The following is a 24,421-nucleotide window of genomic DNA, read 5'->3' as shown; positions in this document are numbered from 1 at the left end:
CAAGAGGCGCTCTACCGACAATTTAATGACAGCCCACACGTAGGACGTTCGAGGTTTTAGAAAATATATTCTCGATAAACCAAAAACAGAGTTCCCAGCAGTGAAACGAGGACGCGCAAATGCGAAACTATTATGCGTCAGTCGCCCCATTTTTCGGATGACCTAAGATTACTATGGCAGTACTTAAAATCAACAACCTTCAGGCAAAGGTGGCAGAGGATGGCGGCGAGCAAATTCTCGAAGGCGTCGACCTCGAAGTGGCGAGCAACGAGATCCACGCGCTGATGGGCCCGAACGGCAGCGGGAAATCAACGCTGGCAAAAGTGATCGCCGGACACCCCTCCTACGAAGTGACAGGCGGGTCGGTGACGCTCGAACTCGACGGCGATGAGTTCGACGAGGATATCACTGACGACCTCAAGGAGTGGGACCTCCTCGACCTCGAACCGAACGAGCGCGCCGCGCTCGGTATCTTCCTCGGCTTCCAGTATCCCGCGGAAATCGAGGGCGTCACGATGGTGAACTTCCTCCGAACCGCACTGAACGCCAAACTCGAAGAGCGAGAAGAGCTATTCGAGGACGAGGACGAAGCGGAGGAAGAAGCCGAAGAGGCGACCAACGAGGACGCCGCCGGCTACGATACGTCGCCGATGGAGGGGGACGTCGAAGAGGGCGAGATTGGCGTTGCCGAGTTCCAGGAGATTCTGCAGGAGAAGATGGAACTGCTGGACATGGACGAGAAATTCGCCAGTCGCTATCTCAACGCTGGCTTCTCCGGCGGAGAGAAAAAGCAAAACGAGGTGCTGCAGGCAGCAATCCTCGAACCCGAATTTGCGGTGCTTGACGAGATCGACTCCGGACTGGACATCGACCGACTGCAGGATGTCTCGAAAGGAATTAACGCGCTTCGTGACGACCAGAACGCTGGCATTCTCCAGATTACGCACTACCAGCGCGTGCTCGATTACGTCGAGCCAGACCACGTCCACGTGATGATCGACGGCAAAGTCGCCAAAAGCGGTGGGCCAGAGCTCGCAGAAGAGCTGGAAGACAAGGGCTACGACTGGGTCCGCGAAGAAGTCTACGAGGCAGCCTAAGGTGAAACTATGAGTTCAGACCAAGACCACCTCGAAGAGACGGACACCGAGAAACGATTCGAATTCAAGAAAGAGGAGAAGTCTGCGTTCCAGGCCGAAAAGGGGCTCACCGAGGAGACGATTCGCGTCATCTCCGAGGATAAGGACGAGCCAGAGTGGATGCTCGAACGGCGTCTCCGCGCGCTCGAGCAGTTCCAGCAGATGCCGATGCCCGACGACTGGCCGGGCGCACCCGACCTGAGCGAGATTGAAATCGACGAAATCGTCCCGTACATCCGCCCGGATATCGAGACCCGTGGCGGTGTCGACGACTGGGAAGACCTGCCTGAAGAGATTCAGGACACCTTCGATAAGTTGGGTATTCCTGAGGCAGAGAAAAACGCTCTCTCCGGCGTTGGTGCCCAGTACGAGTCCGAAATTGTCTACCAGAACATGCAGGAACGCTGGGAAGAGAAAGGCGTCATCTTCTGTGACATGGACAAGGCTGTCCAGGAACACGAAGAAATCGTCAAAGAGCACTTCATGACCAAAGCCGTGCCGCCGAGCGACAACAAGTTCGCCGCGCTGCACGGCGCGATTTGGTCCGGGGGTTCCTTCGTCTACGTGCCAGAAGACACGAACGTCGACATGCCTGTTCAGGCCTACTTCCGGATGAACTCCGATGGAATGGGTCAGTTCGAGCACACACTCATCATCGCCGAAGAGAACTCGGAAGTCCACTACATCGAAGGCTGTAGTGCGCCGAAGTATTCCGAGTTCAACCTGCACAGTGGTGGCGTGGAAGTCTTCGTCAACGAAGGCGCGCACGTTCAGTACTCCACGGTGCAGAACTGGTCGAAAAATACCTACAACCTGAATACGAAACGAGCAATCTGTGAAGCCGACGGCACCATGGAGTGGGTCTCCGGTTCGATGGGCTCGAAAGCCACGATGCTCTACCCATCCACAGTGCTCAAAGGCCCCGGTGCGACGGACAACCACATTACCATCGCCATGGCTGGCGAGGGACAGAACATCGACACCGGCGCAAAGGTCTACCACAACGCGCCAAACACCTCCTCGACTATCGAGTCGAAAAGTATCAGCAAGGACGGCGGCCGCACCAATTACCGCGGCCTCGTCCACATCGCAGACGGTGCCGAGAACGCCTCAACCTCCGTCGAGTGTGACGCATTGATGTTCGACAACGACTCGACGTCGGACACGATGCCGTACATGGAAATCCAGGAGAGCGAAGTCGACGTCGCCCACGAAGCGACTGTTGGGAAGATTGGCGACGAGGACGTCTTCTACCTCGAATCGCGTGGCCTCGACGACGACGACGCCAAACAGATGATTGTCGCTGGCTTCATCGAACCGCTCACGGAGGAGTTGCCCATCGAATATGCGGTTGAGATGAACCGACTCATCGAACTCGAAATGGAGGGGAGTCTCGGGTAACTCCGAGGTGGATACAATGAGTACGCAGGTACACGCAAATCTGACGGAAGAACAGGTAACAGAGATCAGCGAATCACTCGGCGAACCCGAGTGGCTGCTGGAAACACGCCTCGACGCGCTCGACGCGCTCGAAGAGCTGGACATGCCCGCTGTCATCCGGACGCCGGGTCGTGACTGGACGAACCTCGACGCACTGGAGTACGAGGAGTTCATCGACCCGCTGGAGATGGCCCAAGAGAAAGACCGCGTCGACGCCGAGGGCGTCGAGGTGCTCTCGTGGGCAGACGCCGTTGCGGAACACGGCGACCTTATCGAAGAGCACTTCGGTAGCGTCGTCGACCCCGAACGGGACTACCTGACGGCACTGTCGACGGCGCTGTTTAGCGCCGGGACGGTCGTCTACGTCCCCGAAGGCGTCGTTGCAGAAGACGTGAAGATCCGCACGCGGATCAACTCACAGTCGCTGTTCAACTACACGCTCGTCATCGCCGAGGAATCCGCGAGCGTCACGATTCTCGAACGGCAGTCCACCGGCGAGGAACTGGAGGGACGACAGTACTACAGCGGCGTTGTCGAGGCAATCGCCGGTGAGAACGCTCACGTCCAGTACGGCACGCTCCAGAACCTCTCCGAGGAGACCTACAATTACCAGGTCAAGCGCGGCCACGCCGGCCGTGCAGGCCAGGTCAACTGGATCGAAGGCAACATCGGCACTCGCCTCACGAAGAGTTCGGTCGAGACCCGACTGCTGGGCGACGGCAGCGAGTCGAAGATTGTCGGCGCCTTCTTCGGCCACGACGACCAGCACATCGACATCGCGAGTCGAGTCTGGCACGAGGCCGAACACACGACCGCCGACCTCGTGACCCGAGGTGTCCTCGACGACGAGGCACGCTCGGTCTACGAGGGTGTGCAGGACGTTGGTCGAGAGGCGTGGGATACCAACTCCTACCAGCGCGAGAACACGCTCATGTTGAGCGACGACAGCGAGGCCGACGCCTCGCCGAAACTCATCATCAACAACCACGACACCGAGGCCAGCCACTCGGCCACGGTCGGACAGGTCGACTTCGAGGACCTGTTCTACATGAACTCTCGCGGAATCGGCGAGGAGCAGGCGACGAACATGCTCGTCGAGGGCTTCTTCGTGCCCGTGCTCGAAGAGGTGGAAGTCGACGAACTCCGCGACGATCTGGAAGAGCTGATCGCCGCACGACTGCGCTAAGCGGGCGAACCGGATTTCTTTTTGCGGTGGCCGCGAACAGAGAGAGGTATGTTTGGAACCAGCGGGATTCGCGGTCCTGTCGGCACGGAGGTAACGGCGGCGCTGGCACTGCGGGTCGGCCGCGCGCTCGGCGTCGATACCGACCGCGTCGTCGTTGGCCGCGACCCCCGCGAGAGCGGCGAAACACTGCAGGCCGCACTAACCGCAGGACTCCGGGAGTCGGGCACAGACGTCGTCGACCTCGACGTCGCGGCAACACCCACGGTCGGGCGGGCGGTCGCCTGGGAAGACGCTGACGCTGGCATTGCCGTGACGGCGTCGCACAACCCGCCAGAAGACAACGGCATCAAACTCTGGCAGCCCAGCGGGCAAGCATTCGACACCGCACTCCGGGAAGAGATTACGGAGCGCATCGAATCAGAAACGACGGCGCTGGCCAACTGGGACAAGTTCGGAAAGCACCAGCGCGTCGACCATCAGCCCAGCCACAGGGCCGCGCTGCTCGATGCTGTCACACTCGACCAGCCTGTGTCTGTCATCCTGGATGTTGGCAATGGCACAGGCGGGGTTACTGCCGAGGCACTCGACGAACTCGGCTGTCACGTAGAGACGCTGAACGCACAGCCAGACGGCTCCTTTCCCGGCAGACCGAGCGAGCCGACATCGAAAAACTGTGAGTCGCTGTCAGAACTCGTCGGCGCGTCCGACGCCGATTTAGGAATTGCCCACGACGGTGACGCCGACCGAATGCGCGCCGTAACGGCTGACGGTGAGTTTCTGTCTGGTGATGTCCTGCTCGCGCTGTTCGGCCGCGAGGCTGCCTCTGAGGGCGAGGCTGTGGCCGTGCCGGTCGATACGAGTCTGGCTGTCGAAGACCATTTCGCGGCGGGGGGCATCGAAACGCGCCGAACACCGGTCGGCGATGTCTACGTGGCGGAGGCAGCCAGCGAGACGGGCGTTGCCTTCGGCGGCGAACCCAGCGGTGCGTGGATCTGGCCGTCAGAGACGCTGTGTCCCGACGGACCGCTGGCAGCGTGTCGAATCGCAGCGATGGCGGCAGAGCGACCGCTGGCAGCGCGTGCGGCCGAAGTCGAAACGTATCCTATCGAGCGCAACAGCGTCGAAGTCAGCCAAAAAGCAGCGGTGATGAACGCGGTCAGTGAACTCGTCGCTGAGCGGTTCGAGTCTGTCTCGGCGCTCGACGGCGTTCGCGTTGACCTCGAGGGTGGCTGGTTCCTGCTCCGAGCCAGCGGGACGCAGTCACTTATCCGAATGACTGCCGAGGCGCGCACTGAGGCCCGCACAACCGAGATTGCGGAGTTGGCGATGGAATTGCTCGCCAAGGCCCGCGAGAGCTAATCTGAGCGGGTCACGGGCGACTCAGAAGTGGGTTGTTGACAGGCAAGCCTACAGTGGCTATACGTTGACAATCAGAGGTGTCGAAAAGGCAAAAACGTGGAAAGCGGTCCGCTATTACCCCCGCCGCGTGGACCGGGCCTGGCGCACATCGGCACCGTCCCGGATTTTGTCTTCACACTGTGGACACACACGCGGCTTGTCGATCCCGTTCGGTGTGAATACTCGTGCGTAATCCGCCGTCACAAACGCACCGCAGTTCTGACATTCCGGCATACAGAGTACCAGTATGGCCGCGTCGTAATAATGGTTGGTGCTCAGCCAAATTGTGCCCTCACAGCGAGGACGAAACAGTTCCGGACTCGTCGAGGTCGATAACGCCGTCGAACAACTCGCTGAACGAGTCCCGAACGTCGTCGTCGTGGACGCCCTGGGCGAGGTGGAACAGCCCAACAGCGTCGTATTCGTCCAACAGGTCGAGAATCTCGGCGACCGCCTCGCGGGCCTGCTCTTCGTCGGCGTAGTAGATCATCTCGGTGATGGAATCGAGGCTTACGCGTAGTTTGCCTTCGCGGGAATCAAGGAACTTGCGAGTCTCTTCGATGATTGCGTCGAGGTCCTCTGGCGTGGTGACGTACTTGACGTGGTCGCTCTGGCGGCGGGTGTATCCCCGCTCGACCGAGAGCGTGTCGAGAATCGTTGCGCTGTCCTCATCAACCTCGTAGTGTTCGAGTTTCTGTTCGACTTCGCGCGCGGTCGTCCGTGTCGAGATGACGAGCAGGTGGTCGGTGTCCGTCTTGAGAAACTGCGTGTCGATTCGGTCGGTTTCGCCGATGCTCGGGTGCAAGAGCAACAACCCAGTGCCGGCAGGAATCGTCTCCGGCGTGTTTTCGATCGCCAGCGTGTACTCCATGTACCAGTACTCGGGAATGGTAGCGTCTTAAGTTTGCGGGCTCATTACCGCGTCGGGACAGTGCCTGCCAGTCCCGCCGCGTCCAGTCGGCGGGCGAGCGCTGCTGGACCGATAATGGAGACGCCCGACTGCTCGGCCGCTGACTCCGCCGACGGTGTCGTCGACGCCGTCGTAACGACGACTGCTTCGTCAGTTCGCGAACTGTTCTGCGTCGCCGCCTCGCACTGGTCGAGAACCGTCCTGTCAACTGGGCCGGCCCCAGACTCGACGACCCACAACAATGCCCGGTCGTTGCTCTCCTCGGCCATCGCCACAACATCGTAGACAGCGTCACCAGCCCCGTCGACAACGGAGGTTGTCCAGCCATTCGCGTCCCAGAGGCGCGCGACGAGGTCCCGGAGTGTCTCTCCATCCAGCGCTTCGAGACGTTCTTGGAGTTCCTCGAGGGGGATGTCGGCGGCTGCTGTGTCAGTGTCAGCGTCTGTAGCCTCTGGGGCGTCAGCGTCGTTGGTGGTGTCTGTCGACGCCCGCTTCTGTGCCTGAATCTGGTCGAGAACCGATGTTGACTCTGAGCTCGAGGACTCGAACTGCGGCGACTTGTCTGGGTCCGCTGAAAAGTCGTCGCGCTGTGCTGCTGTCGACATAGAATCGTGAAACGAGAGGCCCTCGATTCCGTCCTCGACCGGGCTCTCGTCTTCGGGGAGTTCGTCGCCCGTGTCCTCACTCGGCTCGAAGGCAATCGGGTCGTTTGGAACAGTGTCTGTCGGACGGGTACCATCGAGACGGTCTTCAGCCGCCGCAATCGCAGTTTCGACCTCCGACAAGCGGTCGGGGCGGATCTCTGTGGCGAGGTTGTGGGCGTGCTGGAACTGTTCTGTCGCTCGCTCGTAGACCTGTGTTGCCTGTGTCTGTCTGTCTTGTACGGCGAGTTTGTCGCCCGACCGGAGCCACTCGACCCCCGCCTCGTAGTGGTCGCCGATGGCGTCGTCGGCGATATCGTTCGTCTGCTCGCGAATAAGGTCGTGGTTGGCGACGAATCCATCCTCGGTCTTCCCCCAGTCGAGTCCAAGCAAGTCGCGGTACAGGTCCAGTGCGCGCTCCCACTCACCGGCGGCGTCCTCTGGGTCGGCAAGCGCGAGCGCACGTCTGCGGGCGGTGTCGGCGTCGACCAGCGGCCCGACCCTGAGCAGTTCGCGCTCGGCAGCCCCGGCCCGGAGCCGACTCCAGAGCGTCTCTGACGTTGGTGTCGAGCCCTCGACATCGAGCGCCGTCTGGTAGTGTTTGATTGCTCGGTCGTACGACGTCGCGGCTGACTCGTACTCGCTTGCCTGCCACGCCTCGTGAGCGCGAGCGTGAGCGCGAGCCCCGTCACTGGCGATCAGTTGCCGTTCAAGCGCAGTGAGCCAGGAGCGTAACTCCGCCGCGCGGTCTGCAATCTGGGCGTGGGCGGCGGGACCGACTTCCTGAATTCTGGTTGTCGCAGTCTCGATAGTTTCTTGTAGGCCGTCAATACCCTCACGAGCGGTCTCGAGTTCCCCCTGGCTGAGTCGGTCTCCCGCGCTGCCCAGCGCCGCCTCGACGTCGTCGAGTAACCGGGCGGCGTTGGCCCACACCTGTGCCGAATTTTCGATATGGGTCGCGACAGCCGTCGGGTCGTCCGAACACGGGAACGACCATTGCTCGCCCTCGAGCGTCTCGATTGTGAGCGTGCTCGTCCGGATGCCGCTGTCGGCAGTCGTTTCGACGATATCTTCGAGAGCGAGCGAAAGCGACTCGTCACCGCCCGCCTGTCCGACGACAAAGAGGACGCGGAGGTCAGTTACGAGGGCAAATGCCTGAAAGTCACCCTCGGGTTTGAGCGTTCGGCTGGATTGGCCGTCGATTTCGAGGCCCGATTTCTTGTTCTGGAGGACGTAGGCGGGCTGTTCGTCCGGTTCGAGGTACGTCTCGAGGGGCTGGCCGTCGAGATACGTGCCGCCGAACAGCCCGTCCGCTGCTGTCGTGTGTAACACGTCGTGGTCCTGTCCGTCGGTGAGGTCGATTATCGTACCCATACCCGGTTTGGCTACTCTTCTCCGTGGGGCACAGTAAATACTTCGGCAAACGAGTCGACACGCTCTTTGGACCGGCCGGAGTACTGACAGCTATGACTGACACCGTGACCCCCCAACGCGAGTACGGCAGCAAGGGCGGGATGAGCGTAATCGGCTGGGTGATTGCGATTACGATTGGACTGCTCTTCTTGCCAATTCTCCCCTTTGCTCTGATCGTTATCGGTGTACTGCGGCTGTTCGGAGCCGGACAGCGACCGAGATAACCCACGGCTTTTTCTGTGAAGGGCCGACCAGGCGGCCCATGAGTTTCGACGGAGGGCGTCCGTGAGCGAACGCGTCTTGCTGGCGAAGCGCCACCGAGACGGTCGCTACGAGTGCTTCCGGTCACAGTTCGCCGATACCGAACGCCTGCTCCGGGCCGTAAGCGAGGGAGACGCCATCGCCAAATTGCTACGGGACGACACCTGGACCACGTGTAGCCGATGGCACTGCGAAGACCTCCTCGATGACCTCTCGTATCTGACGCTCGACCTCTGCGTCGAGTGCGCTGGTCCAGAGGTCACAGCATACCTCCCGGTCTGGACAGGCGTCCCAGCGGGTAAGCATGACAGGACGCCAGCCAACTGTGGCGTCCTCCTCCGAGTGGATTCAGTCAGAGAGTACAACCGACTTCGCCGTCGACTCCGGTTCGAGAAGGCCCATTTCGGGGAGGCAATCGAGTGTGGGAACATCGACGCGACGACAGCACAGAAGCGACTGCTGGCTCGTTTTCGAGCGCGAATCGAACACGTCTCTACGAGTGCGCGACACCTGCTCGGCGACCCGGAGACGTGAGCGCCAGAATCGCCAGTCACATATCGGTTCACGCCGGAAGAGTAGCTGTGACTGAGCAGGGATTACAGGCCAAAACAGCGCCGACGGCGGCGGCGGCGCTGGAGGTACTCGAAGCCGGTATCCAGGCCGAGCGCCTCACGACGATGTTCGGCCGCTGTCGCGTCGAATACGACGGCCGTGCGGCGAGTTCGCTGGACTGGGGTAACCGACTGGTCGTCCTCAAACCCGACGGGACGGTGCTGGTCCACACCGACAGCGGCCAGAAACCGGTCAACTGGCAACCGCCGGGCTGTACCCACGACGGCTACATCGTCGAGGACCGCCTCCACGTCGAGAGTGTCCGCTCGAATCCAGAAGAGCAGTTGCTGGTGGTGTTCGAGACGGTCGACCAGATTGTCACCTACGACGGCAGCGGCGAGCGCGACGTGACCGTCACTGGTACCGAAGAGGACCTGCGCGAGCGGATTCTCGACAGCCCCGACCTCCTCGAACCGGGCTTCGAGCCACGGGCGACCGAACGAGACACGTCGGCGGGTGCGGTCGATATCTACGGAACTGACAGCGACGACAGTGCCGTGGTGGTCGAACTGAAGCGTCGCCGTGTCGGACCGGACGCTGTGAGCCAACTCAACCGATACGTGGAGGCACTCGGGTCGGAACTCCACGCAGAGCGCACAGTGAGAGGAATTCTCGTCGCACCGTCAGTGACAGACAGAGCACAGGAATTGCTCGACCGACGTGGGTTGGAGTTCGTTTCGCTATCTCCGGACCCGGAGTGAAGGAATTCAGGAGCGTAGAGACAGTGTCGTTCGAGGACACCGCCACAATCGAACGCCGACGGCCCAGCTACTCGATAAACGAACGGAGAAGCACACCCAGACCGACGACAAGCGCCACAGATTCTGCGATGTGGACCTGCGTGAGCGTCAATCTGGTAAGCTGGTACAGCACTCCTTCGATGAGGACACCGAGCGTGATGAATCCGAAGCCAATCGTCGCGTCACGGAGATATCGAGTTTTCTCTCGGCGGTAGGCCCGAGCGCTGATTGCTGTCGTCGCGAGCCCCATCACGAGCAAGAGGATACGAACGAGAATGAGCGCGAGCTCCCAGTGTGCGGTCATCGGCCCTCGTCCCCCGTCCCCTGCTGTGGGATTTGGCCGTACAGGGAGTACAGAATGACGAGCATCCCGACCGCGACGATAGCAGTCTGGATGGTCCCCGACAGGAATATCGACAAGCCGACGACATCGAAGAGAACCCCCTCGATGACGGACCCGACGCTGATGAACAGGAAGCCAACAGCGACGTAGAGCATCGGCTCGCTCCCGTACGTTCGATATCCCTTGTACGCCTGGTACGTTATCAACAGTCCTAATCCGACCGTGACGAGCTTCGCGATTACGAGTTCGATGTGCATGGTGTGTTCAACTCTCCCGGATGTCGCTCCAGATGCGCGAGAACCGCTGGGCGGGGTCTTCACGAACGTGGACGCTCACGTCTATTGTCCCGTCCTCGATGTCGACGTCGAGGTGGTCGATGTTCGCCTCGTAGACGCTGTGGTGGCTCCCGTCTGATTCGAGCTGTGTCCGCTCAACGAGCAGTTCGCTCTCGACCATGTCTTCGACCTGTCGATAGATGGTCGAAAGGGCAACGTCACACTCCTCGCTGAGTTCTTTCGCCGACCTGGGTTCACGGCTGGCCGCCGACAGGATTTGCCGGACCCGCTCCTGACCGAGCAGTTCCAGGAGCTCGTCAGAGCGGTCGGTAGTGGGCACAGCTGTTCCTCGCAATATGCACTACGTACTTCAGGGTACTTAGATAAGAAGCAGGTTTGCGTCGCGTGCAAAACAGGGAGCCTGTCTATTATCTCGGTCGTCCTACCTCCATATGTGAGGTGACCTGTGCTATGAGTCAAAAACAAGTTACTCGACGGCGATTGCTCGAAGGAACTGCCGGTCTTGCTGTCGTTGGACTGGCTGGCTGTACCGGCGCTCCGACCGAGTCAGAGCAACAGCCGACAGATGACACTCCCACGGACCACGAGTCCGAGGGGGACGACCACTCCGGTCACGGAGAAGAAGGCCACGGTCACGACACGGTGAGCGAACCAAAAGCGTCCCGCGAGGTGGCGATCAACACGGTGGGTCAGGAAGGGTCGGCCGAGTACCACTTCGACCCCCACGTGACGTGGGTCGAGCCAGGTGGAACGGTCACGTGGCGACTCGAAAGCGGTAGCCACACCGCGACTGCGTACCACCCCGGCAACGACCAACCGCGACTCGTCCCCGAAGGGACCGAGGGCTGGGACAGCGGAACGATGTCGACGGAAGGTGAAACGTTCAAGCACACCTTCGAGACCGAGGGTGTGTACCACTACCTCTGTACCCCCCACGAGCAGTTCGGGATGGTGGCCACCGTCATCGTCGGGCAACCCCATCTCGAAGACCAGCGGGCCCTCCAGGCGATGCCTGCCGACAAGCCCGAGAAAGTGCACGGGAAACTGGAAGAACTCAACACGATGGTCCGGGACATTCTGGGCGAGGGTCACGACGACGACACGTCTACTGAAGACGGTCACCACGACGAAGAAACGTCGACTGAAGACGGTCACCACGACGAAGAAACGTCGACTGAAGACGGTCATCACGACGAAGAAACGTCGACTGAAGACGGTCATCACGACGAAGACACGTCCACCGAGGACGGTCACCACGGGTAAGAAGCATCCACCGAAGCGACACACCGTGGAAAGAGCCCGAAATACCAAACTGAACACCTTCTTTGGCGGAGGCGTTGTGCGCCGTCATCCCGTCTAACCCCAGCTGAACTGTCTCAACATACGAATAATTAAGAATTCTCTCCCGGAGCGGTGGTGTCGCCCGGAACACTAACGACCGGCATCGTCCCAAACGGTGTGCTCCGGTCAGCCGGCTAGCCCTCGTGCCGGGCGGGTCGTGCCACTGAACGGAGACCTCCGCCACGTCAAGATCCAGCGGGCCGGCAATGGCAACCAGTTCCACGTCCCAGGCGAAGCCGAACTCGTAGCGGTGCCGGCGGACCCGCTCCCAGCCCGCTGCCGTGATCGCCTTCGCGCCACACTGGTAATCGTACAGATTCACCGCGAGCAGGCGCCGCACCAGCCCAGACGAGCGTGCTGCTACGGCCGCTGGCTACCTGCTGCTTGCGGGGAGAAAATTCGGGCATTTAGGCTCGGCGGGGCCTACTACTGGGAAAAGCTTAGCCGTTGTGCCTCTCACATCCACAGTTTGCCTGCAGAGCTACTCGCAACTGTAGATGAACGATTGAGAGGAAAGCTGGATTACTCAAGCGGTTGGACGTACTCGACTTGTTTCGGCTGGAAATCCAGTTTACGGTAAAACCGCCGTGCACGATCATTCTGCCACTCACAAGAGAGCTTGAGATGGTCACAATCACGCTGTTGGGCCAGTTCCTTCAGGCGTTCGACAGCCGCTGTCCCGTGCCCCTGATTTCGGTACTGTTCGTCGATAGCGATATCAACGAGGCGGAGATACTGTGAGTACTGGCGAGACGGATGCTCGCCCTCACGAACCATGAGATAACCAATGGTCTCACCCTCCGTTGTAATGAGATAGAGCATTGTTTCATCGTCCGCAAGCAGATTCCGGAACCCTTCTTCGGAAACTTCGCTAGCGTCGTCATAGACGAGTTCGTTCAACTCGGAGTAGTTCTCCATAGATTTCGCGAGGCGATACCAGCGGTCCGTAATCGCACCAAGATCAGCTTCGGTCGCTTCGACGAGTTCCATATCTCGATATCTGGCCCACTGTGTTTGAATGTTTATCTGGTATGTTTCGGTTTGACAGACAGTGTGAACGGGAACGAAGGTGCATGGGTAGTGGCTTCTACCACATGTTCAGAGAACGCTCTCAGATAGTAATGTCGCCCGGAACACTACCGGGCGAGAGACTACTAGTAGGCTCGGTGGCGGTGAAATCGAGTGTTCTATGATTAGTGTTCGATGGCTGTCACGGTGAATAGCGAGTCGTCGGAGAGGACACTCTGGACGCGCCCGCGCCACACGTCGGCGAACAGTTCGCGGTCGTCTTCGCTCGCGGTCCCGTCGATGATCTGCTGGAGGTGGCTGAGTGCTGGACCACCATCCGGCACCTCGCTAACGTGATAGGTTACCTCGACGGTCTCGCCCGTATCCGTCCGACGAAAGCGAAACGTCGGTGCCGCGCTGTCGGGCTCGAACGCGTCGAACATCAGCATATCGTGGCGATCACCGTAACCGCCGGCGAGCCCACCGAAGCCGTCTTCCTGGGCTGCACCGGTCACGTACGAGATAAGCCGACTCATCACGCCGTAGGTGGCATCATCGCGCGGCCCTGCCGCGAGTACTTCGATCTCGCTTCGGACCGGCTGGTCGTCTGGGTACAGCGCGTCGAGACCCAGTTGTGCGATGCGGTAGGCGCCGGACGCGGTCGGACAGGAGTGGCCTGCCGCTTTGACCAGATCTTCGTAAGTGACGACGAATGGTTCGCCTGGTTCGAGGACCGCGAGCGTCTCTGCGACGGGGTCGTGGATCCGGATCGGTTCGACATCGTATTCGACTGCCCAGTGCTCTTTGCTGCGGTTCGTGTCGGTCGGATTCGTTGTTTCTGACATTGGTCGTGACTTGTCGAGGGTAGTTGTGGCTCTGTGCTGTTAGTATCGGAGTAGGCGCATCCCGTTGCCGATCACGGCGAGGACGCTGGCCTCGTGGACGAGCATCCCGAGCGCGAGCGTGACGTAGCTCGTCAGGACGCCCGCCAGTAGGAGCGTCACCGTCAGCACGGCGAGCCCGACGTTCTCGTAGATATTCCACCGGGTGGCCTTGCTGAGTTTCACCGCGTAGGGGATGCGTTCAAGATCGTCGGCCATCAGCGCCATGTCCGCCGTCTCGATGGCGGTATCCGTGCCGGCAGCACCCATAGCGATACCCACGTCGGCAGTCGCCAGCGACGGCGCGTCGTTGATGCCGTCGCCGACCATCGCCACGACGTGGCCGTCCTCGCGGTACTCCTCGATGACTGCCTGCTTGTCTTCGGGGAGCAGTTCCGCGCGGTAGTCGTCGATGCCAACTTCCTCGGCCACCGCGGCCGCGACGCGTTCGTTGTCGCCGGTCAGCATCACTGTCTCGATACCGGCGTCCTGGAGTTCCTGGACGACGCCGCCCGCCGCCTCCCGTAGTTCGTCGCGCATGGCGATAGCGCCGATGACGACACCGTCACGGACGACGTGGACGACAGTCTCGCCAAGCTTCTCCCGCTCGCGGACGTAGTCGGCGACCTCGTCGGGAACGTCGATCCCGCGTTCGTCGAGCAGTGCGCGGTTTCCGACGACGATTTCACGACCACCGTCGGACTCGTCCGACGAGCCTCCGGTTTCGCCGGAGACATCGGTGTGGGCGACGACGCCCTTGCCGGCGACCACGTCGAACTCGTCCGGGTCGGGGAGCGACCGCGCGTCCGTGGCCGCTGAATTGTCGGCCGCCCGGGTAGTCGTCGTCCCGCCATCAGTGACTGCGGCCGGACGGTCCTGCGCTGCGTCGAGGATGGCGTCGCCGAGGTGGTGTTCACTCTTCTTCTCGGCGATGGCCGCAAGCTCCAGCACGTCGCCGGCTTCGGCGTCGAACCCAGCAACGTCGGCGACGGCGGTCTCGCCTTTCGTGAGCGTCCCCGTTTTGTCGAAGGCGACGAGGTCGATCTTCCCGGCCTGTTCGAGGTGCTCGCCGCCCTTCATCAGAACGCCGCTCCGAGCAGCATTGCCGATCGCGGAGACGATACTGACCGGCGGCCCGATCACCAGCGCTCCGGGACAGCCGATGACCAAGAGCGTCAACGAGAGGATCGCGTTCTGGGTGACGGCGAAGGCGCCGATTGACAGCGCCATCACGCCTGGCGTGTAATATTTGGCGAACCGGTCGATGAGGCTCTCCGTCGGTGATTGGGCTTCCTGGGCTTCCTCGACGCGTTGGATGATCCGCTGGAGCGTCGTATCCGTCCCGGAGCCGGTCGTCCGCACTTCCAGCGAACCTTCCTGGTTGATCGTGCCTGCGTAGACTTCGTCTCCGTCGGCCTTGTGAACGGGCGCGCTCTCACCGGTGACGGGGGCCTGATTGACGGCGCTTTCACCCTCGACGACGTCGCCATCCACGGGAATCTTCTCACCGGGCTTGACGATCACAATCTCGCCATCTTCGACCTCACGGGCGGGCACTTCTTTTTGTTCGCCGTCGCGGCGCACGGTGGCCTCGTCGGGCGTCATCTCCAGCAATTCTTCGAGGGCGTTGCGCGTTTTGCGCATCGTCCGCCCTTCGAGGTACGATCCCAGTGCGAACAGGAAGACCACCGCGGCGGCCTCCCAGTACGAGCCGATGACGATTGCTCCGACGGCGGCCAGCGTCACGAGCGTCTTGATGCCGAGCGTCCGGCTTTTGACCTCGTGGTAGGCGGTTCTGGCAATGTCGTAGCCGCCGACGATAGTTGCGAGGATCAGAATTGCGGCGCTTGCCGTATCGAAGGTGGAGACGTAGCCGAGCGTCCAGCCGCCGGCGTACAGCAGGCCGCTCACCACGACGATGATGGCCTTCCGGTGTTTGCGGTAGTGTTGTTTGACTGATTGAGTATCCATGATCTTCCTCCTTAGGCGGTCTGGGGCGTGTAGCCCTGGTTTTCGATGGTCTGTTCGAACGTGGCGGGGTCGGCGACGCTGTCGTCGTAGTCGATCTCGACGCGACCGGTCGAGTAGTGTACTTCAACGTCTTCGACGCCGTCCTGATTCGAGAGGGCGCGTTCGACGGTGCTTGCACAACTCGGACAGTCGAAGTCCATCACGCGGAACTGGGTCGTTTCGCTCATCACAGTTCTACGTAGTACCCGTACCCACTAAAGTATTTTTTAGATGATATGTTTGAATGCCTATACAAGGTGTTTGAGCGGACAAACGAGTCGTCTAGATCTTTCACTGAACCAGCGGAAAAGGCGTCAAACACGGCCTATGTACCGGTCGTTACTACTTAGCGTGTACACGCCATCGATTCACATATGAGCACCTCCGATGGCGAGAATGAACTCGAAGATATCGCCGTTCGAGATACACGGGTGTCTGATGCCATTGATGAACCGATGCGGGCTATGATTCTCGATATACTCGCTGATGAGACGCTAACAGCAAGCGAGGTCCATGACCGTCTCGCTGACAGAGGCATCGACCGCACAGAGAACACGGTGCGCCACCATATCAACGAACTTCGCGACGCCGGCCTCGTTGATGTCGTCCGGTTCGAAGAGGGGCGTGGCGGGACGACGAAATACTACGGGGCCAACACGACCGTTCTCTCGTACTCGCTGCCGGACTCAGCCGACCCGGCTATCGAGGAGATGATCGATGCCGTCCAACCACAGGTTGAGGCAGCACTCGCCACGCTGACCGACGAGTACGACAACGAGATCGACGACATCACGGCAGAGATGCAACCCTGTGAGCACTGCCGAACCCAGAAATACGAGACGTATGTGTTGTTGACAGTCCTCCGACGGGCCTTCGTCCGTGCACATCACGACGGAAAGTCGGCATACCCCAGGAACGAAAGCTAAGACGTATGGTTTCAACCTGAGAAAACAGGACGTTGTGCGTTTGCGCGTTGTATACAGCGCGGTCATCCGAAGCCGATAGATGCCAGTATCCCCGGCAGACCTCACTCCTGGGTCGTCATTCATCGAGAGTTTTCGAGATCCGGCGAGAAAGAGGGGCTACTACGGGTAAATCTCGTTCATCGAACGACACTGACTGAAGCAGCTTATATTATTTTCAAATAAGTGTACTAATCTACTCGAAATGTACGCACGGAACACTACCGGGCGAGAAACTACTAGTAGGCTCAATGGAAGTGTAATCGGGCGGTGTCGGCTATTTATCCGTCGGAAAGACTACTGATCGGCTTCGGAGAGAATCTGTTCGTAGAGCTCGTCAGTAATCCAGAACCCAGCTTCACGGAGGGCCTGCAGTTCGTGTTCCAGGTTCACTACGCCGGTCTTCGCTCCGCGAAGCAGGACGCCGATCACGCCCGTGACGTTCAGGTCGTGTCTGCGAGCGACGCGCCGTCCGTCGCGCTCGTCGAGTAGAACGAGATCGGCATTCTGCTCGACGGCATAGCAGATCGCCGCTGTCTCACCGAAGTCGAGCTCGTGGAAGAGCTCCACGAACAAATTCGAGCGTTCCACCTCCACGAGATGTAGAAGTCCGTCGTCGCGCAACTCACGGAGCCCCTCCAGTCCATCTTCCCCACCGGTAAGTTCGTTCCAGACCTATTATGGAGCCGTAACTTCGGAGAACTGCGATTCGAGGAGGTCAAGCCGCTCGATGAGCGCGAGATTCAGGAGTGGCGACGTGTCAGAAACGACCAGCCCGCTATCCGGCATAGTCGAGATCGTCTTCGAGTTCTCGTTCACCGTAGTGCCGGGCAATTTCACGTTCGCCGAGGAGTTCCTGAAACTCTCGTTTCGACATCTCCGCCAACGTACGGGCTTTTCCGAACGAGAGAATATCGCGGGCGTACAGCGAGACCGCCAACTCCCGCTTCATCGCGGGCGAGCGCTCTCCTTCCGGGAGCTGTAACGCCTCGTAGACGTCGTCGTCGATCTCGATTGTCGCCATACCTGAGATACGTGTACGCGATTCTTGAGTGTTTGGCCGAGGATTCTCAAGCGAACGGCGCGCAAAGCGAGCGCTCGAAGCAGTCGAAATGTCCGCCCGGAACACTACCGAGTGAGAAACTACTAGTAGGCTCGGTGAAACTGAAATCGAGCACTTTACAGGCTGAAATTCAATAACTTGATATATCTATCAAGGTTCGACTGCCTGTATCAGAATGAAAACGTATCTCTAACTGATTGGAACGCGAGTCTTCCGAGCAACTGACTGGGGCCACGTTTTGGCAGGTCGCGGACGACATCCATCGTACTCGGCGGCTCACTTCCGCCGATGCCGAGTTCCCAGTTCGTCTCTGACTCAAAACGGTCCACGGCGGCCTCGACGCGGTCGCGTACCGCATCGGCGTCCATCGTCTTCGCGTCGCCGTCTTCCAGTAGCACGTTACCGTCCACTATCACCGTCTCCACGTCAGCCGGCGCTGCGTTATTAGCCACCTGTGCTGGGATGTTCGTCAGTGGGGTGAACTTCGGCTTTTCGACGTCGAGCAGAATGATGTCGGCCCGTTTTTCAGGTTCGAGGCTCCCGATTTCGTCACCGACACCGAGCGCCTCCGCCCCTTCGATGGTGAGCATTCGCACGAGTTCCATCGAGTCATACTGACCGGTCGAACGCTTGAGGTTCGCTGCGAGCCGGGCCTGCCTCGCCTCGCCGAACAGACTGTAAGAGTCGTGCCAATAGTGGTCGTCGATACCCAGACCGACATCGACGCCCGCGGCGCGCAGTTCCGGCACCGGCGTCCACTGCACATCACCGTCTGTATTCCAGTAGCAGAAGATCGACGGGCAGTGTGCCACCGACGCGTTCGCCTCAGCCGTCCGCTGGATGTCTTCATCGTCGGCGAGCCGGAAGTGCGCAGCTACAAGTCGGTCGTCCAGGAGGCCAACGTCGTCAAGAAGGTCAAGCGAGTCTTCGGCTCCGTTCGAGCGCGCCATCGTGTTGCTCGCTTCCAGTTCGAGTAGGTGCGTGTGGACGAGTAAATCGGGGTGCTCGGCGGCGAGGTCGGCAGTACGCTCCCACAGCGTGCGGGTACACGACCAGTCGTCGTGGGGGTTGATCGTCGCCCGGATGCGTCCGTCGAAGGCGCCGTGGTATTCCTCTATAAATTCGCGGGCGCGGTCGAACTGCTGGTCAACCGGGATATCCCAGAAGAGGTCGGAGAGCGCTACCCCGAAGAACCCGCGGAGACCCGCCTCGCCGAACGTCTCTGCGCCTCCGCTGGGACGGACATCCATTGAGTTGACGGTGGTGACACCACCCGTGAGAAAGTTCAGTGCCGCAAGTTCGTAGCCTGCCTCGGTGAGGTAGTCGTACTCTCCCTCAGCGATGTGGCCAAAGATGGCGGTCATCCCGCCCATCATCTCCATCAGATCGAGGTCGCTGAACGCACCGAGCAGCGGCGTCAATTCGAGATGGGTATGCGCGTTGACCAGACCAGGCATTACAACGGCGCCCTCGCCATCAATGAGACGGTCGGCATGACAGGCCCGGTCACGTTCTCGTGTCGTTCGCACATCGGTGATTACACCGTCTTTGACCACGACCGTACCGTTCTCGTAAATTCTGTTGTCTTCGTCAACAGTCACGACCACTGCGTCGTGTACCACGAGATCTGCGTCGGTAACCGTGCCCTCAGTTTCATCTTCCAACTCACCGGTAGTTACCGTCATAGTTGCGGGTAGGACAGTGTACCCGGTGAGTGTTCTGCCAGGTATCGTCATGGGGTTTTTATACCGGAGGTGATGAAACAGGAGGTACGTCTGACGATGTCGTTGACTCGACTCCAGATATCGGCGTCTTTGGCCCCCTCGGTGCTTCCGTCGTTCTACGTCACGGTCACGGAGTCACTGGCGGTCTCGCAGTTGCGGCTCGTTGACTGGAATCTCGCAGCAGAGGATGTGGCAACTGTGCTGTACGATGTTGACGGAGACACAGACGTGTTCGTCGATGCAACTCGTGGGACCGACGGGATTGAGGACGTAACGGTACCTCCTTCTACCGGTGGCTCAGGATTTGTACTGGTCACTGCGACCCCTGAGGCACTCCCGTTTTTCAGGATCTTTCTCGTGTTGACGGCACGGGCGGGGTTACTCGTCAGGTCCCCTGTCGTGTACAGCGACTTCGAAACGAGCGGTGAGGTGGTGGGAGACGCTGAGGCCCTTCAGGCCGCAGTTGACTCCGCACCAAGTACTATCGACGTGACTGTCGAAGAAATCGGGTCACGCCCCTCACTACGGACAGACCCATTTTCCGAGTTGAGCACTCGGCAGCGTGAAGCTGTTCGCCTCGCGTTTGAACACGGGTACTATCGGCACCCTCGGGAGACAACACACGCAGAATTAGCCGATCAACTTGGATGTGCGCCGAACACGGTCAGTGAACATCTTCAGAAAGCTGAAATGAAACTCATCAAAGCACTCGTTTCGCAGCGTGACGTTGGGCCGTAGTATCAATTGGAACTACCTCCGCGTAGTTCCAAATACAGTATCTTGTAGTAGATCTGTAGAGAAAGATATCTGCCGTATTGTCGTGGTATTGGGGTTCTATCCTCGATAGTTAGTGTGCGGGACACTGACACCGGGTGCGATCATCATTGAAAATGCGCGTTGTAACCAGCAAGGGTATCCAAAGCTGACAGCTGTCAGTCTTCCCAGCAGACTTCCGCTCTGGCTGGTCATCATCGGCTGCTTTTATAAACACAGCGATAGAGGGGTCAATATCGAAGGAATAGTCATAGAAAGGAATGATAATTGAAGTAATTTACATTATTTCAAATAATTCTAATAGATACATTACTTTTTTTCCATGAAAACAAGATAATAGCTAGTTTCGTGATGTTGACAATGCTATTACTTGTACCCCTGAGCACCCTCCAACCCCCCGATGTGGGAAACAGCTGCTTTGATACTCGGTGTTGACGTGATTGCTCCAACATTGGTTACCGAATATTTTGACCGAAAGTAAGCGGCATGGATGTGCGTAATGTGCTGGCGAGGGGGACAGGATTAGCTGCTGAATAACTCCGCGATATCGGCTGTTGAGTTTGCTCTGTAGCTACTGCCTATTTTTTCACGGGGGTTTCAGTATCCGCCTCCGCTGTCAAAACAACGCCCACATTTGCTTGCAGTCATGGCGGTTTTTGATTGCTCAGTTGTGGTGGGGTGGAGATTATCATGTGAGAGATGATAGTGAATTCCACAGAGAGTCTGACAATCTGACTTACCGGTCTCGTGTTTGTGGACTGTTCCTGTGACTCGGTTCATGACCACTTCCATGATAACTGATAACATGACTGGTGGTATTACATTACTGCTTGGCACACAAAGGCGTTTGACCACCAGTTAGCGTATGTCGGAAGTAACGGTTGGCCGATACGCGCCTTGTATTCAGCAGCGTCGAATCCTTCCAGACGGTTGCTGTCACAAATAGCGTGCAAGACGTAGAGAGTGTATTCAACGCGTGCTACTGTAAAGTGAGGGTCCTGGCCGAATCATAATTCACAGCGCTTCACTGAGTTTCCAGCGCGCGAATCTCGGCAGGTGTCCGAAAACTGCAGGCACGGTCAATCCGAGCTGGTCGCGGAACGTCTGCTGGTCCCAGTAGTCCCGCCAAGACGTGATACCATCATCGGTCACGCTGATAATGGAAACGAGAGGGACGGCAACGGAATTACCTGTCGGCGGAATCCCCTCGATTTCGCCCTCGTGCGTCCCTCGAAACGTGGATTCGATAACTGTCGGCTCGCCAGCGCAGAGTATCCGGTCTATCTCTTGGTGAATATCGGGGAAGGCCGCAATGACCTCAGCCAGGTAATCACGGTGGTCCTCGCCAGTCACACTGCTGTCCAGAACTGGATCGACGAACGTCGCCCCGTCGGCAAACTCCGTCATATGTTGGTCGAGGTCGTGTTCATTAAACGTCTCCATCGCTCGCTCAATATGGGGATCTAGCTCAGATTCACCCATAATTTTGCAAATGATTGAGACAGATTAATAAGTTCCGGCAAGATTGAGTGTCGGCACACTACTGGAAACTCATTCAGATAGACTACTTGTACCGACCGATTCCCGCACTCAGACTCGTGGCCTGTTACCGCGCGAGATACGCCCCCTGTATTCAGCACAGACGTTCAAACCTGACAAATATCAGTACTCCCGGCAGATCTCATACCAAGCGTATCATTGGTTTCTTTCCTACAAGTACGGCAAAAAAGGGCGTCAACGCTGGATACTGTCTCAATGAGTGGTTGTAGCCACGGCTACTGATATTATTTATAAATAACTCTAATGGTATACTCAAAATGTACGCCCGGAACACTACCGGGCGAGGAACTACTAGTGGATCCGCACTCAAAGTACGGCAGTACATTCATTACGTAAGCACGCTAATTTTGCAGTATGCCCGTGAGTATTGACGAGTTCGAATCGGGGGACTTGCCGAAGGGGCCGAGCGTACCCGAACAGGTGATTACGTACCTCCACACGCACCAGGACGCGGCGTTTACCCGGTCGGAGATAGCTACTGCCATCGACGAGAACCCGAACACGGTCGGCACCGCGCTCACGCGATTGAAAGAACGTGGTCTCGTCCGCCATCGAGGGCAGTACTGGGCAATCACCGAGGACGAACAACGGGTCGCCGCAGCGTACGATCTGCACGACGTGAGCGAACAGCTGGACGAAGCCGACGGTGGAATCGAGTCGGAGCGTTGGGACGCTGTCGCACCCGACCAGCCCCATCCGAGCGAACAGAATTCGGGCGAGGACGAGTGATCGATGGAGCCGGAACGCGGCGATGTCGTCAGGAGTACCGACCCGTTCAAACTCGGCACTGATCGCCAGCGACCGTGGCTCGTCGTGAACAACAGTTCCCACCCCTTCGCCGACGAGCAACACGTCGCGGTCGCTATCTCGACGAAGGGATACGACGACTCGCTTCGTCTCGGGGAGGATGTCTGGGAAACGGGCGGTGTTCCCCGAGAGTCGTTCGTCTCGCCGTGGGCGATTCACTCGCCCCGGAGCGAAGACCTCGTCGCGTGGCAGGGCCGAGTTACTGATGAATTCGCGGATCGCGTCGTAGACTCACTGGAGATGTATCTGCGGTAGTTCGAAAGTGTACGCCCGGAACACTAACGACCGGCATCGTCCCAAGCGGTGTGCTCCGGTCAGCCGGCTAACCCTCGTGCCGGGCGGATGGCCCTGTGGGCCATCAATTGCCAAGACGGCGTCAGCCGTCACATATGTCGCATGCCCGGGTTCACCGCGGTGTCATTGCACCCGAATGGGTGGGCTCGTGCGGGGACTGGGGCACGCATCACGACAGTGGCTGGCCAGCGGTTTATCACCTTCGTCACCCCGGGCACAGTTCGACGATACCGCACCGAGAAAGACGTGTATCTTCAATCACAGCGACAGGAATATTGGGCTCGCTGCTCACACTCTCGGATTTGCCGTTACGGCCGCTCCGCGAGTTTCGTCGGCTAAAACGGAATAATAAACAGTATGAACGGTTGTGGACGGTAGGGGTGATTAAGTAGGAATGCATTACTACGATAAGATAGATGACGGGACCACTTGACGTGCTGATTGTCGACGATACGGATGGCTGCCGTGATCTCTATTCACTCTGGTTCGAGGGGGAGTACAGCGTATCGACCGCGCCCAACGGAACGGTCGCTCTCGACCAGATTAGCAACGAGACTGATATTGTGTTGCTCGACCGCAACATGCCTGGCCCATCTGGGCTCGACGTGGCAACAGAAATCCGCTCGGAGGGATACGATTGCCAGATTGTGATGGTCAGTTCCGAGCGACGGGAATTCGATATCTCAGACTCGCCGGTTGACGACTACGTTCAAAAACCCGCCGACCGCGAGACACTCGTCTCGACTGTCGAGCAGATTGCAACCCAGCGTCTCTACCAGAGTGCGCTCTCTGAGTATTTCGCCGTCAGTGCGACCGTTGGTCGTGCAGAGACGAGAGCGCCACGCGACCAACTCGAAACCGTCGAGGAGTATCTTCGACTCCGCGAGCAGGCTGAACGGAAGCAAGCGGACGCAAACTCGATTCTCGAAGGCAGGCAACTCGACTGGGAAACAGCGTTCCAGTCGCTGCAAGGCGTCGCTGGAGACAGCAACGCTCCCGCTGCGCCACAACTGCAGTGAATTGGTTCGTCCCGTCGCTTCTCAGTCGGTTTCTAGAAGTTCTTTTACCGGGAGTTTCTCCTCGAGTTTCGGAATCTCCGGTAGCTGGGCACCCGAAACCACCATCGTATCGTAGCTCCGGTCCGTGACAACACTCGCTCCGACGCTGGTCGAGCGAACGATTCGGCCGGCATTCTGACTGCCTAGAAAGACGATTGTTGCCCCGTTGTTTCGGGCGAACTTCCGTATCTTGTTGCCGATCACCCCGTGTGGCGCAAAGCGGTCGACAGTGATGTACTCGAACTCGGCGTCGGGAGCGACCGCCTCGACGGCCTCACGCAGTGTTGCCACGATTTGCTCGCCGTCGAAGGGTTCATCTTCACCAATCCAGCCGCGCTCACGGGCGTACTCCGCGTTCTGAGCCGGGATGACACTCACCACGATGACCCCCTCCTCGAGGATCTGGTCGAACTGTCGTGCGCGGACGAGCGCCGCTTTAGCGAGTGGAGAGTTGTCGAAGGGGACGATGAGACTCATACTGGAGTCGTTGGACCCGGAGCGCAAGAAGCTACCGTCCACTCGGAACGGGTGACCTCCTCCTCGCCGTGAACGGAGAGGGAGCG

The 24,421-nt window shown here is 59.1% G+C and carries 28 protein-coding genes and 2 pseudogenes; 13 read left to right on the top strand and 17 right to left on the bottom strand.

Features of this window, described 5'->3' with window-relative positions:
- The first annotated feature begins 173 nt into the window (after positions 1-173).
- From ACMGFM_RS01525 to glmM, 4 genes are read left to right on the top strand one after another with little or no spacing between them, the layout of a single operon-like run.
- Entirely contained in the window at positions 174-1,097 is a 924-nt protein-coding gene (locus ACMGFM_RS01525; RefSeq protein WP_436900542.1) for an ABC transporter ATP-binding protein, read from the top strand.
- 9 nt (positions 1,098-1,106) lie between these two features.
- Positions 1,107-2,537 carry a Fe-S cluster assembly protein SufB gene (sufB, locus tag ACMGFM_RS01520; protein ID WP_436900540.1) on the top strand — a complete coding sequence of 477 codons (1,431 nt, stop codon included), beginning with the start codon at positions 1,107-1,109 and terminating at the stop codon, positions 2,535-2,537.
- A 16-nt stretch (positions 2,538-2,553) separates the two neighbouring features.
- Positions 2,554-3,762, top strand: a complete 1,209-nt coding sequence (gene sufD, locus ACMGFM_RS01515; protein ID WP_436900539.1) for a Fe-S cluster assembly protein SufD — start codon at positions 2,554-2,556, stop codon at positions 3,760-3,762.
- Positions 3,763-3,810: 48 nt separating this feature from the next.
- Positions 3,811-5,121 carry a phosphoglucosamine mutase gene (gene glmM, locus ACMGFM_RS01510; RefSeq protein WP_436900537.1) on the top strand — a complete coding sequence of 437 codons (1,311 nt, stop codon included), beginning with the start codon at positions 3,811-3,813 and terminating at the stop codon, positions 5,119-5,121.
- Between the two features lie 114 nt (positions 5,122-5,235).
- On the opposite strand, the gene ACMGFM_RS01505 is transcribed toward glmM, so the two are convergent.
- From ACMGFM_RS01505 to ACMGFM_RS01495, 3 genes are read right to left on the bottom strand one after another with little or no spacing between them, the layout of a single operon-like run.
- Entirely contained in the window at positions 5,236-5,394 is a 159-nt protein-coding gene (locus ACMGFM_RS01505) for a DUF7563 family protein (protein WP_436900536.1), read from the bottom strand.
- A gap of 58 nt (positions 5,395-5,452) precedes the next feature.
- Entirely contained in the window at positions 5,453-6,031 is a 579-nt protein-coding gene (locus tag ACMGFM_RS01500) for a DUF7090 family protein (protein WP_436900534.1), read from the bottom strand.
- Positions 6,032-6,075: 44 nt separating this feature from the next.
- Positions 6,076-8,085 carry a restriction endonuclease gene (locus tag ACMGFM_RS01495; protein WP_436900533.1) on the bottom strand — a complete coding sequence of 670 codons (2,010 nt, stop codon included), beginning with the start codon at positions 8,083-8,085 and terminating at the stop codon, positions 6,076-6,078.
- Positions 8,086-8,177: 92 nt separating this feature from the next.
- Here ACMGFM_RS01495 and ACMGFM_RS01490 point away from each other — a divergent pair, with 92 nt between their 5' ends.
- From ACMGFM_RS01490 to nucS, 3 genes are all read left to right on the top strand, one after another.
- Complete coding sequence (locus ACMGFM_RS01490; RefSeq protein WP_495849252.1) at positions 8,178-8,348, top strand: DUF7535 family protein; 171 nt, start codon at positions 8,178-8,180, stop codon at positions 8,346-8,348.
- A gap of 61 nt (positions 8,349-8,409) precedes the next feature.
- Positions 8,410-8,919, top strand: coding sequence for a hypothetical protein (locus tag ACMGFM_RS01485; protein ID WP_436900531.1), 510 nt, complete (start codon positions 8,410-8,412; stop codon positions 8,917-8,919).
- 47 nt (positions 8,920-8,966) lie between these two features.
- Complete coding sequence (gene nucS / locus ACMGFM_RS01480; protein WP_436900530.1) at positions 8,967-9,698, top strand: endonuclease NucS; 732 nt, start codon at positions 8,967-8,969, stop codon at positions 9,696-9,698.
- Between the two features lie 67 nt (positions 9,699-9,765).
- On the opposite strand, the gene ACMGFM_RS01475 is transcribed toward nucS, so the two are convergent.
- The 3 genes from ACMGFM_RS01475 to ACMGFM_RS01465 are packed head-to-tail and all read right to left on the bottom strand — an operon-like array spanning position 9,766 to position 10,695.
- Positions 9,766-10,041, bottom strand: coding sequence for a DUF7521 family protein (locus ACMGFM_RS01475; RefSeq protein ID WP_436900529.1), 276 nt, complete (start codon positions 10,039-10,041; stop codon positions 9,766-9,768).
- Positions 10,038-10,337 carry a DUF7521 family protein gene (locus ACMGFM_RS01470; RefSeq protein ID WP_436900528.1) on the bottom strand — a complete coding sequence of 100 codons (300 nt, stop codon included), beginning with the start codon at positions 10,335-10,337 and terminating at the stop codon, positions 10,038-10,040. The genes ACMGFM_RS01475 and ACMGFM_RS01470 overlap by 4 nt, the downstream gene beginning before the upstream one ends.
- Before the next feature lie 7 nt (positions 10,338-10,344).
- Positions 10,345-10,695: an ArsR/SmtB family transcription factor gene (locus tag ACMGFM_RS01465; RefSeq protein WP_436900527.1), complete on the bottom strand. Its 351-nt coding sequence runs from the start codon at positions 10,693-10,695 to the stop codon at positions 10,345-10,347.
- Positions 10,696-10,826: 131 nt separating this feature from the next.
- Between ACMGFM_RS01465 and ACMGFM_RS01460 the strand changes: the two genes are divergently transcribed.
- The gene (locus ACMGFM_RS01460) at positions 10,827-11,639 is read left to right on the top strand and encodes a plastocyanin/azurin family copper-binding protein (RefSeq protein ID WP_436900526.1); all 813 of its coding nucleotides are present in this window, start codon (positions 10,827-10,829) and stop codon (positions 11,637-11,639) included.
- 211 nt (positions 11,640-11,850) lie between these two features.
- Here the strand turns inward: ACMGFM_RS01460 and ACMGFM_RS01455 are convergent.
- From ACMGFM_RS01455 to ACMGFM_RS01435, 5 genes and pseudogenes are all read right to left on the bottom strand, one after another.
- A pseudogene (locus ACMGFM_RS01455) lies at positions 11,851-12,060 on the bottom strand (glycosyltransferase); the annotation flags it as partial.
- 179 nt (positions 12,061-12,239) lie between these two features.
- Complete coding sequence (locus tag ACMGFM_RS01450; RefSeq protein ID WP_436900525.1) at positions 12,240-12,707, bottom strand: GNAT family N-acetyltransferase; 468 nt, start codon at positions 12,705-12,707, stop codon at positions 12,240-12,242.
- A gap of 203 nt (positions 12,708-12,910) precedes the next feature.
- Positions 12,911-13,570: a hypothetical protein gene (locus ACMGFM_RS01445; protein WP_436900523.1), complete on the bottom strand. Its 660-nt coding sequence runs from the start codon at positions 13,568-13,570 to the stop codon at positions 12,911-12,913.
- A gap of 39 nt (positions 13,571-13,609) precedes the next feature.
- Entirely contained in the window at positions 13,610-15,577 is a 1,968-nt protein-coding gene (locus ACMGFM_RS01440) for a heavy metal translocating P-type ATPase (RefSeq protein WP_436900522.1), read from the bottom strand.
- Between the two features lie 11 nt (positions 15,578-15,588).
- Positions 15,589-15,804: a heavy-metal-associated domain-containing protein gene (locus ACMGFM_RS01435; protein WP_436900521.1), complete on the bottom strand. Its 216-nt coding sequence runs from the start codon at positions 15,802-15,804 to the stop codon at positions 15,589-15,591.
- A 186-nt stretch (positions 15,805-15,990) separates the two neighbouring features.
- Here ACMGFM_RS01435 and ACMGFM_RS01430 point away from each other — a divergent pair, with 186 nt between their 5' ends.
- Complete coding sequence (locus tag ACMGFM_RS01430; protein WP_436900519.1) at positions 15,991-16,542, top strand: ArsR/SmtB family transcription factor; 552 nt, start codon at positions 15,991-15,993, stop codon at positions 16,540-16,542.
- 333 nt (positions 16,543-16,875) lie between these two features.
- On the opposite strand, the pseudogene ACMGFM_RS01425 reads toward ACMGFM_RS01430, so the two are convergent.
- The 4 genes and pseudogenes from ACMGFM_RS01425 to ACMGFM_RS01415 all read right to left on the bottom strand — a co-directional run.
- A pseudogene (locus ACMGFM_RS01425) lies at positions 16,876-17,241 on the bottom strand (PIN domain-containing protein); the annotation flags it as partial.
- 15 nt (positions 17,242-17,256) lie between these two features.
- A complete protein-coding gene (locus tag ACMGFM_RS16640; RefSeq protein WP_495849251.1) occupies positions 17,257-17,367 on the bottom strand; it encodes a PIN domain-containing protein in 111 nt (36 codons plus the stop codon).
- Positions 17,357-17,602 carry a UPF0175 family protein gene (locus ACMGFM_RS01420; protein ID WP_436900516.1) on the bottom strand — a complete coding sequence of 82 codons (246 nt, stop codon included), beginning with the start codon at positions 17,600-17,602 and terminating at the stop codon, positions 17,357-17,359. Before ACMGFM_RS01420 ends, ACMGFM_RS16640 begins: the two co-directional genes overlap by 11 nt.
- 209 nt (positions 17,603-17,811) lie before the next feature.
- Positions 17,812-19,326: an amidohydrolase family protein gene (locus ACMGFM_RS01415; RefSeq protein WP_436900514.1), complete on the bottom strand. Its 1,515-nt coding sequence runs from the start codon at positions 19,324-19,326 to the stop codon at positions 17,812-17,814.
- 72 nt (positions 19,327-19,398) lie between these two features.
- Here ACMGFM_RS01415 and ACMGFM_RS01410 point away from each other — a divergent pair, with 72 nt between their 5' ends.
- Positions 19,399-20,103, top strand: coding sequence for a helix-turn-helix domain-containing protein (locus ACMGFM_RS01410; RefSeq protein WP_436900513.1), 705 nt, complete (start codon positions 19,399-19,401; stop codon positions 20,101-20,103).
- Between the two features lie 1,050 nt (positions 20,104-21,153).
- Here the strand turns inward: ACMGFM_RS01410 and ACMGFM_RS01405 are convergent.
- Entirely contained in the window at positions 21,154-21,621 is a 468-nt protein-coding gene (locus tag ACMGFM_RS01405) for an ester cyclase (protein ID WP_436900512.1), read from the bottom strand.
- Positions 21,622-22,053: 432 nt separating this feature from the next.
- Between ACMGFM_RS01405 and ACMGFM_RS01400 the strand changes: the two genes are divergently transcribed.
- The 3 genes from ACMGFM_RS01400 to ACMGFM_RS01390 all read left to right on the top strand — a co-directional run bounded on the left by ACMGFM_RS01400 (position 22,054) and on the right by ACMGFM_RS01390 (position 23,819).
- Positions 22,054-22,428 carry a hypothetical protein gene (locus ACMGFM_RS01400; RefSeq protein WP_436900511.1) on the top strand — a complete coding sequence of 125 codons (375 nt, stop codon included), beginning with the start codon at positions 22,054-22,056 and terminating at the stop codon, positions 22,426-22,428.
- 3 nt (positions 22,429-22,431) lie between these two features.
- Complete coding sequence (locus ACMGFM_RS01395; protein ID WP_436900510.1) at positions 22,432-22,761, top strand: hypothetical protein; 330 nt, start codon at positions 22,432-22,434, stop codon at positions 22,759-22,761.
- Between the two features lie 455 nt (positions 22,762-23,216).
- Entirely contained in the window at positions 23,217-23,819 is a 603-nt protein-coding gene (locus ACMGFM_RS01390) for a response regulator transcription factor (protein WP_436900509.1), read from the top strand.
- A gap of 21 nt (positions 23,820-23,840) precedes the next feature.
- On the opposite strand, the gene ACMGFM_RS01385 is transcribed toward ACMGFM_RS01390, so the two are convergent.
- Complete coding sequence (locus tag ACMGFM_RS01385; protein ID WP_436900507.1) at positions 23,841-24,335, bottom strand: universal stress protein; 495 nt, start codon at positions 24,333-24,335, stop codon at positions 23,841-23,843.
- Positions 24,336-24,421: the final 86 nt, after the last annotated feature.

The sequence above is a fragment of the Halovenus halobia genome (genome assembly GCF_051414135.1).
Lineage (GTDB): Archaea > Halobacteriota > Halobacteria > Halobacteriales > Haloarculaceae > Halovenus > Halovenus halobia.
Note: the sequence above shows the minus strand (reverse complement) of the source record. Positions and strands in the feature narration are given on the sequence as shown.

What these genes read in the sequence shown, in the direction of transcription:
- ACMGFM_RS01525 (WP_436900542.1), top strand. Translation starts at nt 174, where the DNA reads ATGGCAGTACTTAAAATCAACAACCTTCAGGCAAAGGTGGCAGAGGAT.
- sufB (WP_436900540.1), top strand. Translation starts at nt 1,107, where the DNA reads ATGAGTTCAGACCAAGACCACCTCGAAGAGACGGACACCGAGAAACGA.
- sufD (WP_436900539.1), top strand. Translation starts at nt 2,554, where the DNA reads ATGAGTACGCAGGTACACGCAAATCTGACGGAAGAACAGGTAACAGAG.
- glmM (WP_436900537.1), top strand. Translation starts at nt 3,811, where the DNA reads ATGTTTGGAACCAGCGGGATTCGCGGTCCTGTCGGCACGGAGGTAACG.
- ACMGFM_RS01505 (WP_436900536.1), bottom strand. Translation starts at nt 5,394, where the DNA reads ATGCCGGAATGTCAGAACTGCGGTGCGTTTGTGACGGCGGATTACGCA.
- ACMGFM_RS01500 (WP_436900534.1), bottom strand. Translation starts at nt 6,031, where the DNA reads ATGGAGTACACGCTGGCGATCGAAAACACGCCGGAGACGATTCCTGCC.
- ACMGFM_RS01495 (WP_436900533.1), bottom strand. Translation starts at nt 8,085, where the DNA reads ATGGGTACGATAATCGACCTCACCGACGGACAGGACCACGACGTGTTA.
- ACMGFM_RS01490 (WP_495849252.1), top strand. Translation starts at nt 8,178, where the DNA reads ATGACTGACACCGTGACCCCCCAACGCGAGTACGGCAGCAAGGGCGGG.
- ACMGFM_RS01475 (WP_436900529.1), bottom strand. Translation starts at nt 10,041, where the DNA reads ATGACCGCACACTGGGAGCTCGCGCTCATTCTCGTTCGTATCCTCTTG.
- ACMGFM_RS01470 (WP_436900528.1), bottom strand. Translation starts at nt 10,337, where the DNA reads ATGCACATCGAACTCGTAATCGCGAAGCTCGTCACGGTCGGATTAGGA.
- ACMGFM_RS01460 (WP_436900526.1), top strand. Translation starts at nt 10,827, where the DNA reads ATGAGTCAAAAACAAGTTACTCGACGGCGATTGCTCGAAGGAACTGCC.
- ACMGFM_RS01450 (WP_436900525.1), bottom strand. Translation starts at nt 12,707, where the DNA reads ATGGAACTCGTCGAAGCGACCGAAGCTGATCTTGGTGCGATTACGGAC.
- ACMGFM_RS01445 (WP_436900523.1), bottom strand. Translation starts at nt 13,570, where the DNA reads ATGTCAGAAACAACGAATCCGACCGACACGAACCGCAGCAAAGAGCAC.
- ACMGFM_RS01440 (WP_436900522.1), bottom strand. Translation starts at nt 15,577, where the DNA reads ATGGATACTCAATCAGTCAAACAACACTACCGCAAACACCGGAAGGCC.
- ACMGFM_RS01435 (WP_436900521.1), bottom strand. Translation starts at nt 15,804, where the DNA reads ATGAGCGAAACGACCCAGTTCCGCGTGATGGACTTCGACTGTCCGAGT.
- ACMGFM_RS01430 (WP_436900519.1), top strand. Translation starts at nt 15,991, where the DNA reads ATGAGCACCTCCGATGGCGAGAATGAACTCGAAGATATCGCCGTTCGA.
- ACMGFM_RS16640 (WP_495849251.1), bottom strand. Translation starts at nt 17,367, where the DNA reads ATGCCGGATAGCGGGCTGGTCGTTTCTGACACGTCGCCACTCCTGAAT.
- ACMGFM_RS01420 (WP_436900516.1), bottom strand. Translation starts at nt 17,602, where the DNA reads ATGGCGACAATCGAGATCGACGACGACGTCTACGAGGCGTTACAGCTC.
- ACMGFM_RS01415 (WP_436900514.1), bottom strand. Translation starts at nt 19,326, where the DNA reads ATGACGGTAACTACCGGTGAGTTGGAAGATGAAACTGAGGGCACGGTT.
- ACMGFM_RS01410 (WP_436900513.1), top strand. Translation starts at nt 19,399, where the DNA reads ATGAAACAGGAGGTACGTCTGACGATGTCGTTGACTCGACTCCAGATA.
- ACMGFM_RS01405 (WP_436900512.1), bottom strand. Translation starts at nt 21,621, where the DNA reads ATGGGTGAATCTGAGCTAGATCCCCATATTGAGCGAGCGATGGAGACG.
- ACMGFM_RS01400 (WP_436900511.1), top strand. Translation starts at nt 22,054, where the DNA reads ATGCCCGTGAGTATTGACGAGTTCGAATCGGGGGACTTGCCGAAGGGG.
- ACMGFM_RS01395 (WP_436900510.1), top strand. Translation starts at nt 22,432, where the DNA reads ATGGAGCCGGAACGCGGCGATGTCGTCAGGAGTACCGACCCGTTCAAA.
- ACMGFM_RS01390 (WP_436900509.1), top strand. Translation starts at nt 23,217, where the DNA reads ATGACGGGACCACTTGACGTGCTGATTGTCGACGATACGGATGGCTGC.
- ACMGFM_RS01385 (WP_436900507.1), bottom strand. Translation starts at nt 24,335, where the DNA reads ATGAGTCTCATCGTCCCCTTCGACAACTCTCCACTCGCTAAAGCGGCG.